Origin of the sequence: Dulcicalothrix desertica PCC 7102, assembly GCF_003991905.1 — a bacterium.
GTDB lineage: Bacteria > Cyanobacteriota > Cyanobacteriia > Cyanobacteriales > Nostocaceae > Dulcicalothrix > Dulcicalothrix desertica.
Window position 1 is genome coordinate 558,654 of sequence record NZ_RSCL01000001.1, and the last position, 13,486, is coordinate 572,139.

General features: G+C 38.3%; 13 protein-coding genes. 5 read left to right on the plus strand and 8 right to left on the minus strand.

The window, feature by feature from the left end:
* Nucleotides 1-1,271 (plus strand): RNA-guided endonuclease InsQ/TnpB family protein (locus tag DSM106972_RS02485; RefSeq protein WP_233787861.1); only part of this gene is annotated, 1,271 nt, incomplete at its 5' end.
* Nucleotides 1,272-1,349: 78 nt separating this feature from the next.
* Complete coding sequence (locus DSM106972_RS02490) at nucleotides 1,350-3,707, plus strand: adenylate/guanylate cyclase domain-containing protein (protein ID WP_127078499.1); 2,358 nt, start codon at nucleotides 1,350-1,352, stop codon at nucleotides 3,705-3,707.
* Nucleotides 3,708-3,709: 2 nt separating this feature from the next.
* Here DSM106972_RS02490 and hpsU read toward each other — a convergent pair whose 3' ends face one another.
* The 4 genes from hpsU to DSM106972_RS02510 all read right to left on the minus strand — a co-directional run bounded on the left by hpsU (nucleotide 3,710) and on the right by DSM106972_RS02510 (nucleotide 7,322).
* On the minus strand, nucleotides 3,710-4,294 hold the full coding sequence (hpsU, locus tag DSM106972_RS02495; RefSeq protein ID WP_127078501.1) for a hormogonium polysaccharide biosynthesis acetyltransferase HpsU: 585 nt from the start codon (nucleotides 4,292-4,294) through the stop codon (nucleotides 3,710-3,712).
* A 108-nt stretch (nucleotides 4,295-4,402) separates the two neighbouring features.
* A complete protein-coding gene (locus tag DSM106972_RS02500; RefSeq protein ID WP_127078503.1) occupies nucleotides 4,403-5,365 on the minus strand; it encodes a glycosyltransferase family 2 protein in 963 nt (320 codons plus the stop codon).
* Between the two features lie 30 nt (nucleotides 5,366-5,395).
* Nucleotides 5,396-6,319 (minus strand): glycosyltransferase family 2 protein, encoded by a 924-nt coding sequence (locus tag DSM106972_RS02505; protein ID WP_127078505.1) that lies wholly within the window; start codon nucleotides 6,317-6,319, stop codon nucleotides 5,396-5,398.
* A 193-nt stretch (nucleotides 6,320-6,512) separates the two neighbouring features.
* Complete coding sequence (locus DSM106972_RS02510) at nucleotides 6,513-7,322, minus strand: hypothetical protein (RefSeq protein ID WP_127078507.1); 810 nt, start codon at nucleotides 7,320-7,322, stop codon at nucleotides 6,513-6,515.
* 327 nt (nucleotides 7,323-7,649) lie between these two features.
* Between DSM106972_RS02510 and cobU the strand changes: the two genes are divergently transcribed.
* From cobU to DSM106972_RS02525, 3 genes are all read left to right on the plus strand, one after another.
* On the plus strand, nucleotides 7,650-8,183 hold the full coding sequence (cobU, locus tag DSM106972_RS02515) for a bifunctional adenosylcobinamide kinase/adenosylcobinamide-phosphate guanylyltransferase (protein WP_127078509.1): 534 nt from the start codon (nucleotides 7,650-7,652) through the stop codon (nucleotides 8,181-8,183).
* Nucleotides 8,184-8,330: 147 nt separating this feature from the next.
* A complete protein-coding gene (locus DSM106972_RS02520) occupies nucleotides 8,331-8,741 on the plus strand; it encodes a hypothetical protein (RefSeq protein ID WP_127078511.1) in 411 nt (136 codons plus the stop codon).
* A 1,001-nt stretch (nucleotides 8,742-9,742) separates the two neighbouring features.
* On the plus strand, nucleotides 9,743-10,579 hold the full coding sequence (locus DSM106972_RS02525) for a hypothetical protein (protein WP_127078513.1): 837 nt from the start codon (nucleotides 9,743-9,745) through the stop codon (nucleotides 10,577-10,579).
* Between the two features lie 86 nt (nucleotides 10,580-10,665).
* On the opposite strand, the gene DSM106972_RS02530 is transcribed toward DSM106972_RS02525, so the two are convergent.
* The 4 genes from DSM106972_RS02530 to DSM106972_RS02545 all read right to left on the minus strand — a co-directional run bounded on the left by DSM106972_RS02530 (nucleotide 10,666) and on the right by DSM106972_RS02545 (nucleotide 12,436).
* On the minus strand, nucleotides 10,666-10,845 hold the full coding sequence (locus DSM106972_RS02530; protein ID WP_127078514.1) for a hypothetical protein: 180 nt from the start codon (nucleotides 10,843-10,845) through the stop codon (nucleotides 10,666-10,668).
* 100 nt (nucleotides 10,846-10,945) lie between these two features.
* Nucleotides 10,946-11,251: a hypothetical protein gene (locus DSM106972_RS02535; RefSeq protein WP_127078516.1), complete on the minus strand. Its 306-nt coding sequence runs from the start codon at nucleotides 11,249-11,251 to the stop codon at nucleotides 10,946-10,948.
* Between the two features lie 166 nt (nucleotides 11,252-11,417).
* The gene (locus DSM106972_RS02540) at nucleotides 11,418-11,657 is read right to left on the minus strand and encodes a hypothetical protein (RefSeq protein ID WP_127078518.1); all 240 of its coding nucleotides are present in this window, start codon (nucleotides 11,655-11,657) and stop codon (nucleotides 11,418-11,420) included.
* Between the two features lie 338 nt (nucleotides 11,658-11,995).
* Nucleotides 11,996-12,436 carry a cyclic nucleotide-binding domain-containing protein gene (locus DSM106972_RS02545; protein ID WP_127078520.1) on the minus strand — a complete coding sequence of 147 codons (441 nt, stop codon included), beginning with the start codon at nucleotides 12,434-12,436 and terminating at the stop codon, nucleotides 11,996-11,998.
* Nucleotides 12,437-13,486 lie beyond the last annotated feature (1,050 nt).

The window sequence follows — 13,486 nt, forward strand, 5'->3', positions numbered from 1 at the left end:
ATACGGACTTAGAAAGTACAAAAAACAAATTACTCTTGACAGTGAGCTACCGAGTATATCCAAGTAAAGAACTTGCTGTCATTTGGAAAAAATGGGTTGCTGCCGTCCGTAAGGTTTACAACATTTCTATTGCTTATCTTAATCAAAATCAGGGTTTTGAGAAAGTTGGAAATAAGGGTGGTAAGATGGGTTTTAGGACAATGCTAAAATCTTCCGGTCTAATCCCGCAATGGTGTAACGATTTAAACGTATCTAAAATACTAGATAATGCATCAATGGAGGCTTATAAGGCATGGTCTCTTACTGCAAGAAATCCTAACTTTATAGGTAAGGGTAAAAATAAGAAACCACATCCTCAAGCAGGGTTAAAAATAGCTAAGTTCCGTAGTGTTCGTGACCAAAAACTAACAATCCAATTTGACCCTACTGCTTATAAAAATGGTAGATGGATGGTTTCTACAACTAAGCATCTACCAAAGCCAGAATTTAAAGGTCAAGAGTTCTGTATTTTGACTGATGGTTCCACTGAACTAACCTATAACAAGGGTCGTTGGTTTGCTCACTTTCCAGTTGAGTCTGAGAAAACCCCGTCTGTTACAAATAAAGTAATAGCTCTTGACCCCGGTGTTAGAACTTTTATAACAGGCTTTGATGGAAGTGATTTTCTTGAGTTTGGGAATGGAGATTTTAACAAAATAGCTAAACTTTGTTCTCATCTGGATAAGCTTAAATCAAGGCATGATAAGGCTGTTGGTCGTAAGTTTAAACGATTAAAATACAAGTTAAGGCAAGCAATGGAAAGAATCAGAACACGGATTAAAAATTTACGTTCTGAGTGCCATAAGCAAGTTGGCTCTTATCTTGCAAAAAACTACGATATCATTGTGCTTCCTACTTTTGAAACTTCCTCCATTATCGTAAAAAAGAAGCGAAAGTTAAAGAACAAAACAGCGAGAGCAATGATGAATTGGGCGTTCTATCAGTTTTCTCAAACCTTAGAACATTTGTGTAACCGTTACGGTTCCAAATTGGTGAGAATAACTGAAGAATATACTTCAAAGACCTGCACAAAATGCGGTCATGTTCATAGAAAACTAGGTAGTTCTAAGAACTTTAAATGCCCAAATTGCAGTTATGAAATCGACCGAGATTTTAATGGAGCCGTGGGGATTTTCCTCAAGGCAATGTGGGATACCACCTTCACTGACTCTGTTGGTGATGTTGTACTAAACATCCAGAATGTCCTAGATGTTCAAAGATGTCCAGGTTAAAAGTATCAGAAAGACTTTGAAGCTTTACTTACTGGCGCCACAGAAGTAGATTAATTATCGTAGTTTTTTTGTACCACAATGAAATACCAGGTACTCAACCGAATTTTGAACAAATATCAGGTACCACGTAAATTTGAACGTTTAGAAGTGGATGCCAATTTTAATATTATTAGTACATCTGAAGGAGTTGAACAATTTGCTCAAAACCCTGAACAGGTAATTATCGGTCAAGATGTTCGACAAGGTTTTCCAGAACTTATTGGTTTGGAAGATGTTTTGTTATCTATATTGCACGGTGAAGAAGAATTATTTGAGATTGAAGGAGTTAACCGATGCAATGAAAATCAAGGTGATTTATATATTGATGTTTATATTCTGGCTGAAAAAGAAGATAATTTTGCTTCCCGGTTGATTATTTTAATTGAAGATGTCACAAGTAAGATGCTAATAGAGCATGGGTTTTCGCAGCATCTGAAAGAGGCAAATTTACTATCGAGTGTTTTGATGTCATATAAAAATTATATGGACAAAATTATCACTTCGATGGCAGATGCTTTTATAGTGACAAACAAATTTGGCAATATTAAAAAGGTGAATCGGGCGGCAACTGAATTATTTGGATATAGCGAAGCTGAACTGATAGAGGAACCGATATCAATTTTAATCGACGATAATAGTTTATTACAGAAAGGGATTCAACAGCCTAATTTGTTTCAAAAATATTTCCAAAATATAGAAGTTATTTGCCGTACTAAAACTCAAGAAAAAATATTAGTTGCTTTTTCGTGTTCGGTAGTTGAGAAAAAAATCAAAGGTTTAGAAGATATTGTGTATGTCGGTCGAGATGTTACAACTCGTAGACGTAGACAGCAGCATCATGCCGTCCAATTTGCGGTGACTCGTGTATTATCAGAGTCTTTGAGTATTGCTGTGACGATACCAAAAATTATACAGGCAATTTGCGAAAATTTAGGATGGGATTTAGGAGAACTATGGACACCTAACCAGTATATCACGGCGCCTTATAAACGTGTAGCTTCTTCATATGTAAATCCAACTCTTAGATGTGTAGAATTGTGGTCTGCACGTACTATTGCTGCACGTAGTTTTAAATCAGTAAGTTGGCAAACTACATATACAAGTGGTGTTGGTTTACCAGGTCAAATTTGGGAAACACGCTCTCCATTATGGATACGAGATATACAGTCTGAAATTGATACGCGCGCGATTGCTGCTAAAATGGCAGGATTACGAGGTGCGTTTGGTTTTCCTATCCTGGACGATAATCAAGTCTTTGGGGTAATGACTTTTTTTAGCCGCGATGTCCAAATTACTGATATTGATTTATTGCAAATACTCGTATCTACAGGTAATCAAATTGCAGAGTTTATTAAGCGTAAACACGCAGAAGAAGCTTTATTAGAAAGTGAAGAACGCTACCGAGATTTGTTTGAAAACGCGAACGATTTGATACAGTCTGTAACTTACTATGGGAAGTTTATATATGTAAATCGTGCTTGGTGTGAAACTTTGGGATATAGCGAAGCTGAAGTTGCTAATTTAAATATGTTTGAAATTATTCATCCTGAGTATCAACAATACTGCCGTGAGATTTTTTACAAAGTTATAGCGGGTGAAAAAATTGATACTATGGAAACAGCATTTTTAACTAAGCAGGGTGAAAAAATTATTGTCGAAGGTAATATAAGTTGTAAATTTGTTGATAATAAACCAGTCGCTACACGCGGTATTTTCCGCAACATTACAAGGCGAGTTGCTACGGAAACCGCACTTCGTCAGCAACAAGAGCAAACCGAACGTTTGTTACTAAATATTTTACCAGAAACGATAGCGAATCGGCTTAAGAACAAACCAGGCAACATCGCTGAGAATTTTACTGATGTATCGGTTTTGTTTGCTGATATAGTTGGATTTACTCAAATATCATCGAAGTTGAGTGCTATTCAACTTGTAAGCTTACTCAACCAAATTTTTTCAGCCTTCGACCGACTCAGCGAGCATTATGGGTTAGAAAAAATTAAAACTATTGGTGATGCGTATATGGTAGTTGGTGGTTTACCAAAACGGCGCCTTGACCATGCCGTTTGCATAGCTTGTATGGCACTTGACATGCAGAACGCAATCAAAATTTTTAATAATGATAATCACCAGAACTTTAATATTCGTATTGGCATTCACAGTGGTGCTGTGGTTGCGGGTGTAATTGGGATTAAAAAGTTTGCCTATGACCTTTGGGGGGATACGGTTAATATTGCCAGTCGCATGGAATCACACGGTTTGATTGGCAAGATACAAGTATCGGAAACTACATATAAACTTTTGCGCGATAAATTTATCTTTGAAGAACGCGGTGAAATAGAAGTTAAGGGTAAAGGTAAGATGACGACTTATTTGTTGGTTGGGAAAAGGGAATAATATTAATTTTTGATGCGTGGATGTCTGGGACGACATGGGCTACCTACACAAACTTGTCCAGCGGGCATGTTAGCAAAAACACTACTACGGGCGCCAATAACTGCGTTTGCACCAATATTTACACCTGGTGCGACAAAGCAGTCTGCGGCAACCCAGGCGCCATCATGAATTGTAATGGCAGCAGTTTTGAGTCCAAATGCTGGGTCTTTCATGTCGTGACTACCTGTACATAGATAGCTTTTTTGAGAGATGACGCAGTTACTACCGATATTTATATGGTCTAAACTGTAAAAAACAACGTCATCACCAACCCAACTATAATCTCCGATTGTTACTTTCCAAGGATATGTAAAACGTGCGGTTGGTCTAATTAGAACATTTTTACCGATACGGGCGCCGAATAATCGTAGGATGGCACAGCGTAAACCGTTGAATGGATGGAGAGTTAAAGGAAAAGTTACTGCTTGCACGAACCACCACAGTAATATGTACCAAGTTGGGCGCCCTCGGTCAAACCAAGATTGGTCATATTTGCTTAAATCGGTGAATGATTTTACTTGTTCTTGGTTTTTTATTTCACTAATCATGAATATAGTAGCTACATGTTATCTATCTTGGGAAACAGGTATTTTTGCTTATTGATTATTAAGTGGGTGGGTGGGCGGGCAGGATGCCCGCTCCACAAGATGATGATGTTAGATAGCTGTTTCTGCTTCTTGTTGTTGGAATTTTGGGGCTGTTTTGGTTGGTTTTTTAGCGGTGTTTAGTTGACCGTTACAGCTACGTAATTCGTATAGTTTGACCCCGATTTGGTATTCGTATTGACTTAGTAAGCGACCGTATATGTAACCGGCTTTGCCATCGAGAAAACCACGTTGAATGATGTAAAACAAAATGAAGCGTAGTAAGGGTTTGAATGGTAGTCTTACCCAGATTTTCTTTAAAAAACGTTTGCGTTGAACGGCGTCACCAAATAGTGAGGCACCGATTGTGCCGTCGTCATCTTTTCCTGTGAGGATGTTATAGTAAACGCGCGCTTCCCAGTTGGAATAACGGTTGTGTCTTTCTAACCAGTGGAATAAATCACGAAAATCTTCGTGAAGCATGTCGTTTTTGAGGTAGCCTACTTTACCAGGGAGGATGACGTGTTCATGAACTTCGTTATCGCCTGTGTTGCGGATTTCTTCGGTGTTGAGATTTTCGTAACGTCCGAGCTTGTGCTTAAATAAACGTAAATTCCAGTCAGGATATTTACCACCGTGGCGAATCCATTTACCCATGAAGAATACGCGACGGTTGAGGTAGAAACCATCAAATTGAGACTGCTGGTCAGATTGTTGGTCATTTTGGATGGATACAGCAATTTCGTCCCATAATTCTGGGGTGATACGCTCATCACAATCGACTATTAATATCCACTCGTTGCGGAATGGTAAATTTTCTAATGACCAGTTTTTCTTTTTGGGCCAGCGTCCGTTGAAGTGGAACTGGACGACTTTGGCGCCGTAACTAGTAGCTATTTCTGCGCTTTTATCTGTGCTTTGGGAGTCTACGACGAAAATTTCATCGGCTTGCTGTAAGCTAGCTAAACAAGCAGGGAGATTAGCTTCTTCGTTTTTAGCTGGGATGATGACGGAAACAGGTATTTTATTAGACATAATATCTATAGTTATTTATTTAATTACTAATTATTTTTTTGATAGAAGACCTTGAAGGGCGGCGTTTAAATATCCAATTTGACCATAAGCGTATACGAGTTTGTCAAAGCGTTCTGCTGGGTCAGATATATACTGCACTGATTTATATAAACCGCGTAAAAATCGCTCGCTGCCACGCTGTAACTGTCCAATGCCTGCTTTTCCTGCTAGCTGTTCACGATAACACTCGCTAATGCCTTGCCACCAACCGCGATTAAAGAACCAACTACGTTGTAAACGTTCTGTTTGGACGTTGTGTGCAGCTAGTGCATTAGGAAGGTAAGCAACTTGCCAACCTCGACCAATGGCAAGTTCGGTCATTTGTAGTTCTTCGTTCGACAATAATTTTTTGCCGACTCGACCAAGATTAGCGTCAAAACCTCCAACTTCCTCTAGAAAACTGCGACGAATCGCATAATTTAATCCTCTTGGAGTTAAACCTGGATTATCTATATATATAACTTTATCGCCTAAATCGTATGCACCCAAGTTAGCCGCCAAACCAGGGGATAGCCATGCAGGCGCCTCCTGTCCTGGCGGATAAATAAGCGTAACTTTACCACCGGCTATTGCTAGTTTAGAGTTAGCTTCAAACGCTGAGTGCAAAGTGTCTAACCATGAAACGCTCGCTTCGGCATCATCGTCGAGATATGCTAGGATTTTGCCTCTCGACGATGATGCGCCTGTATTACGTGCGACTGATAAACCAAGAACTGGTTCAAAAACGTAACGCAGGCGCGCATCTGCAAGTCGCTGTTCGACGACTTCGCGAGTACGGTCGGTTGAACCGTTATCGACGACTACAACTTCAAAACCAACGGCAGTTTGTTGTGCTAACAGGCTATCAATCGCGGCGCCCAAGTAGGTGTCTCGGTTGTGAGTACAGATGATGGCTGAGATAAGCGTTTCAGGCATAATAATGTAAGGTGTGTGGCACAGCCAACGAACGCGAAGATGCGATACACATCTTCATATTTACATCGTAAATAGGCAGTGAACTGCGTCTCTACGATTTGTGCTGATGATGCTAATCTATACCAAAATTATGAAGCTTACCAACCGAGTTTTTTCGGAAAAACTTCTAATTCTTTATTTCTATCCCTAGATACTACGGAGACTGAAGATGTCCATGTAACATTACAAGGGTTTCTGACAATTGGGAAAGGCGATTTTCTAAATACTGTTTACGTTCTAATAGGTGGCGCAATTTTTGGTAGCGCGCAATAGCCATACTGACATTAGCGACTTGTTCGGGTGGACAAGGACGACTCCATACTTTACCCGCTGCATCTAACCCACACAAACGATAGCCAGTGCGTAGCGATTCTTTTGACTTTGTTTGTCCGTGTGTGGCACAAATTTCTTCAACATAGTCCATTAAGCGGTCAACTTCAGCGTGACGTAGTGCTGCGGTTCCAATTGTGGCATCGGTCGCTTGTACTGATTGCGACTCTAGCCAACCGTTAACGATGGGACCTTCGATATAAACATCTTGAATTTGTCTAATTACCGTTTGTAATTCAACTTGCCAACCTGTGACAATTTGCTGAATTTCGGAAAGAAGGTTACTTGCGAGTGCTGGATTGGCGCCATTACGATGACTAGTGAAAGCAGGTGTTTTAAATTTTGGTAAATCCGGCGCCTTCCATTCATCATCTTGTGTAGATTCTACAGAAAAAGCTTGCACAGATTCATGCGTATGTGGATTAAATATATTTGGATCTGAGATATTTTGGTTAGAGATTTCAGTAACTTTACTGATTACTTCTTGCTCTAGTTGTGTGTGCGTTGTCTGCCTGCTAGCATTGATTTCAAAAGATAATGCTGGTGATGGCGCCCCTTGATGTATCTCTTGTGTAGTGCTTTGTGGTACTAAATTGTGTAGAGTCGTCTCAATACGCTTGATGCCTGCTTTCATAAGGAATTCCTGTGTTAATAAACAAAAGAAGAGGAAATAAAAATTAGTAGTGCAAAAGTACCTACATATTAGTGGAAGGCACTTTGAAGAATTTATAGGGACACCGTATTTTAAATATTACCAATCTTCCACTCTTAACCATTGCCGAATAACCCTGATAATCGCTTCAACCTGTATAACTTACATTTTATAGACGAAAACACTGATAGTATTTTTATCCATTAAAAATTATTTCAGCACGAAAATAGTATTTATACACAAAAACAGTTAGATGTTTTTAGATAAACTTAATATAGTTACTCTGCGCGCATATACTAAGGAAGAACTTTGGGTAAAGTTATATTAGTCACAGGGCCAGCACGTTCTGGTAAAAGCGAGTGGGCTGAAAAACTTGCTTTAAATTCAAATAACGTTGTATATATAGCTACTGCAAACAGAGATACTAATGATGTTGAGTGGCTTTCTCGGATTCAGCGACATATTGTTAGGCGCCCGCAAAACTGGTCAACGCTAGAAGTGCCAATTTTAATATCACAGGCATTAGCTAATGTCAAGCCGCAAACTTGTATTTTGGTTGATTCTTTGGGAACCTGGGTGGCAAATCTACTTGAACAGGAAGAACTCGAATGGAATAACACTGTGCAGGATTTTTTAAATACAGTAGAACTAGTTGCAAGTGATATTATATTTGTTGCTGAAGAAACAGGGTGGGGAGTTGTGCCAGCGTATCCGATAGGGAGAACGTTTCGCGACCGTTTGGGTTCGTTAGTTCGGCGCCTGAGTAAGATTTCTGATACGGTTTACTTGGTTACAGGAGGATATGCTCTCGATCTTAGTAGATTAGGGACGGCTATTGAGTGAGGAGGAAGGGAGGGGAAGGGCGGGTTTAGAGGAATTTTTGATTATTGACTGGGATATTGGTTAACCCGCCCGTACAGATGTATATTCTTAAGTCTTTATTTATGATTGGTGGTATGGAGTTGAATACTGAAAACTTATAATAGGAGCATGGCAAATACAGTTGAAGTAAAAAAATATCTAGCTTATTGGTTTCAGCTAGGTAAACGTGTTGTTATTAATAACGGAACAGCGACCTTGCTGCCCCGGAAAATTTTTGCAGATAGTGGCTATAGCTTAGAATTTGAAGAATGTTGGCAAAAGGTAATTGAGGCGCCAAATCGTTGTCATCTTGAGGGTACGCACGAAACAATTGCCGAGCTTTTGGAGTCGGAATGGGAAATTGAGTCTTGTGCGCGGTGCGATATGCCAGTTCCAATGCGACATATGGGAATGCCAGCTATAGCTTGTCCTTGCTTTGATTTAGCAACTTGGCCTAATACTGAAATACCATCACCACGAGGTCCAGTTAACAGCCAGGAAAAACTTTTTAGCATTCGCAATCGTTTGATGAAACGTTAGCGGTTTTGGTTTTAAATTTTATCACTATTATTTTTTATTTTTAAGCAGAAGGCAGAGGGCTTGTGTATACGCTCTCTGCCTATGTTTTAAGGGTACATTTTCAATACTACTCGGTTCAGAATTTAAATCCCCCCTAAATTCGACTGATATCATGTCCGGTTGATTACCCATAAATTACCACGTTACGTAGAGACGCGATTAATCGCGTCTCTACAATGATTTTATTATGGTTATGCTCCCGGACATGATATGACCGTATACACAAGTATTAAAACGCTTGTTTCTCATAGCTTGGGCAATCAAAACGGTGCCTACGAGTTGTACTCAGTTTCTTCATTTATGGTGAGAAACCCGGTTTCTGTTTGTTTGCATCAGTAATTTTTCTATTTAGTCAACAAGAAACCGGGTTTCTTTAACTTGTGTGTACACCATAGGCGCGCAGGAGGGGGGCTAAACGCCTTATAAAGTCACTGACATCTTGCAGCTTGAACTTATTGAGAATGAAAAAGCTTGTAACACCTATTTTTACTCAGGGTGGTGCCTACCTTACGTTCCCCATAGAAGGTGCAAGATGTCACGTCATATATATTAGGGAGATTGATTATTGCGAAAAAACAAAAATAAGTATATATACTGTTGGCAAATCAAAAATTTGATTATATGTGCTTAGTATTATTACTGTTAACTTTATATTTGTTTAAAATATTATTATCTATTTTTATGCAAAGATTACACTTTTAATACGGTTACGGTCTTAGTATAGTTACATAAGCACATCTACCAGCTAGGTTTATTACCTAGTTGAGAATGCGGTAATGCATGTATTGTTTGCCAGTAAAAATTCAGGCATCAAATATAAAACTGTGGAGATTGCGTGCGTAGTTTGATTTAGTAGTCAAACTATACGCTTTGATTCGCAATTTCGCTGACTGTCTTACTTATAAGGTAGCTATTTGAGCTTGCATGTTGTAATTTATTTAACAATTAATTGGAATTATCGAATGCAAAGATATTTAGGGCTAGTAAAACATTTTTTACTTATAGCAACTCCTGCGATTGCAACGCTAATTGCTAGCGTACCTGCCCAAGCTGCAACTTTGGCATCTTCAGAAGCAAAGTTTCAGCTAGAGAATTTCAGCATTAACCCAAAAGATATTTTCACAGACGTAGGAGCTTTTACAGAAACCATTAGTCCGAGCGGTATTGGTGGCGCCACGGCAGATGCTAGCGCAGAAGCAAACTTTGAAATATTCGATAATCCTAGACAGACATCTGCGAATAATACTTCTTTTAGCAAGGTGATTGGTGAGCGCGCAGATGATATTGCTGTAGCCGAAAGCATTGCTGGAGTAATTGGGTATAATTTTTTAGTTCCTAAAGGCGCCACTTTTTCTTTTGATTACAGCGGTTTTTTAGAACTCTTGACTTCAATTGATAATCCTGTTGAAGAGAGCGCTGTTTCTGAAGGTCTAGTTTCGTTGATGTTATACGACGAAAAAGATGGCAGTCTTTTAGACTCAATTTCTTTGAAAGGTAAAATTGCAACTCCAAATAATGGAGACTTTATTACTTACAAGAATGCTGGAAACTTTTCTATTGCAAATGCGTTTACACAAAATTCTTTTGGTGGTGTGAAAGAATTTGCTCGAACGGATGTCAATGGACGCTATTCTCGAATGTTCGCTTCGGAGACAAGTTTAAGATTGGTTGAGTTCAAATCAAATCGCGCGGCTGTTGCGGTTCCAGAAAATACCAGTAGTATTGGTTTGGTTATGGTTGGAGGAGCTATGATTATAGTAGCAAAAATAAAGCGTAGATCAATGTTAAAAAATTTGTAATAATTGCAGCTTGTGGAAATGCTATATATCCACAATAAAGACGCGATATATCGTAAATCAAAACACGATATATCGCATCTCTACATTTATGTACTAACGCTTACAGACTTTGAAATAACTGTACCATTTTCATGAATATGAATTGAAACCGATTGGCTGACTTGACAATCATTCGTATCAGATCCACTTACTACACTTTTCGCTTCTGCAATTACTTTGCCATCTGATGAAACGTAACGTTTAGTTACAACTCGATATTCTGTCATAGTTTTGACCTCCTATGAAGCTATTAAAAAGCTACTGATTTGAGCAGGTCGATATATGCTCTAATCAATAGCTGTAAAAACTAAGCTAAAGTAAAGCTAGCTAAATACTCAATGATACTGATGAACGTGTTTTCACATATTGCTCTCCATCAGAAACGCTAGCAGCAATTGCACCAGCAACTCCATATGCAAGTGAAACGTCTACTCCAGCATCTATGGTGCCTTTTTTCTTATTTACAATATAGCCCGCTTTGTAAGCTGTGTTATAGCCACTATCAGCACTAGCAGACCAGGCGCCTTTTCCAGTTCCAGAATAAACTTCTTTATCAAATCCGCCGCAAATTTGACTAGCTAATTCGGTTTCCACTACAAAAAAACTGAGGTCATCTATTGTTATTCGATGCATATTTTTGTCCCTTTTTAAAATATAAGTATCGCCAAAGATATTTAATATCTTCAGCGATTTTCAGTAATTTTGAAAAGTGTTAAAACTTCCTCTAAAATGATAAGTACATGCTTGTACCAAGCTTTATTGCTTAGAAGTTATAAACACTTATAGGGAAATTGCGTTCTTAGTTAGAGACGGAGGAAGAATAAGCACCAGAGTAAGAGGAAGCATAACCTTTAGTACTGGTGCTAGTGAAAGTAGAAACTTCGGTAGCAGCAAATTTTTTACCTTTTGCGTATGCATCTGCTTCTGCATCGGCGAAAGCAAAAATGTCTTTACCCTTACCATACTTCTTGGCACTGCCACCTTGGATGTTTTGAGCTTGGTTAGCAACTTCGATGTGAGATAAATCGTTGATAATCATGATTGATTCTCCTGAGAATTCAATAATTATATTTATCTAGGAATTCGGTCGTACAGAAATTAGTTTCTGTCTCAGTCACTTTTATAAGTTATCACTATAAATCTTTAAAAGCAAGTATATTGTGATAAGTTTTCGCAATAATTAATAGGTTTTATATACATAATGCAAATGATAATATTTTTATTAAAATTTGCATAATATTCCTCAATATTGAGTTGTGAAAAAAATAGCTAAACACCAATAATCACCCAATTTAATATGTTAAAAAATTGAGTGCGGCTAAAAATGATATATATGAGTAGTGTTTTCAACTAAAATTATTTCACTGATGCCGAATCTTAGGATGAATTACTGCAATATGAAAGTGCAAAATCCAAAATTTCAGCGCGCGCTAATATGCGTTCGTAAATCTTGGGATACTTATCTATCAAATCTTGCACCACTTTCCCGTTCAGATAAGCAAGCTGCAAATCATCTGAAGACCTGGCACTGTAATCATGAAACGAAGGAGCGCCAAACAGCGTTGCCTCACCAAAAGTCTCATATGAATGAAGCGTAACTATCAAGTTGTCTGCTGCATCCGATATGCCTACTTTACCTGCAAGCACGATATAAATACCACTACTATTAGTAAGTTTTTGCCAAAATTGCTTTGCTGGTGGCGGTTTCAGAATTTCCACCGCGCTTAGGCAAACTTCCAAATCTTTTGTAGAAGGCTGCTCGCCCAAAATAGTGATGATGGCTCGACTAAGTTCCTGCTCCAAAAATACCGAAGACACCTTTTACCTCCATAGTTCAAAATGTATATATCTAATGCGAGCAACTACCAACCTGCTAATTACGGCACCGTAATTTTCAAGGCTACTGATACAAGCAAATAAAATGTATACAAGTCGGTAAATTACTAGACATTCGTCTACGAAGGCGAATAAAAGTCTTCTATGAAAAGACTTAAGCACCAATATAAACGTACGTCAATATAAAGCTACGTAACTATAAGTATCGAAGTAAGTGTCTAAGTGCATCAAAGCTTTGCCGCGCAAAACTTGATTCTGAGTCAAATCAAGTGCCATAATTAACAGAGTTGTTTTAATGTTGACAGCATTAACAAGGCTTTACTGTGGCTAGCTGCTTTCGACCTCTGGCAAGGATAAAAGCAGTGTAAACAGTTACCTTGTGAAGCTAACTTTAAAGACGACGTGATAAGCAGCTAAACTTGGGTATTTCCCCTGGAATTCGATCTGCTGGGGGAAAATATCCGGTTTATTATTGACCTCAGTTTAATTTATAAGCTCCAAAATGTTTTAAATTGTTACTAAATTTTTAATTTAGCTTTAGAATCAGACACAAAACCTTACAATTGCAGGCAAAATAATGGGCTTCTGAAATTGACTGCTATCGAACTAGGTACAGATCAAAGCAGTGCTATGTTTTTCATAAATTTAGTTTCCCCAAATCTATAAACTATATGAGCTACGCACTATTTCATTTAAATGTCCAATATAAAAACTATTGGCGTATAACACTGAGTAGTTATATAGCTGCATGAGTGTTTACAATAGTTGATACTAATTGGAATGAATACGACAAGGAACAGCACAAACATAATTTGTTTCTTTAAAAATACTTACAGAAAACTGTAGTAATTTAAACGGTTTATAACAATCTTTATCGTGAGTTTACATAAACTTCACATAAATTTTACACCGCTTTGCCATAAAAACACGGGAATTGCTTATATTGAACAGAATATATGATACTTATGTTCTGCCAATAGCAATTCTTCAAGCTGTGGTTGCCTATATAATTTACGGCGTTGCTGATTTAAT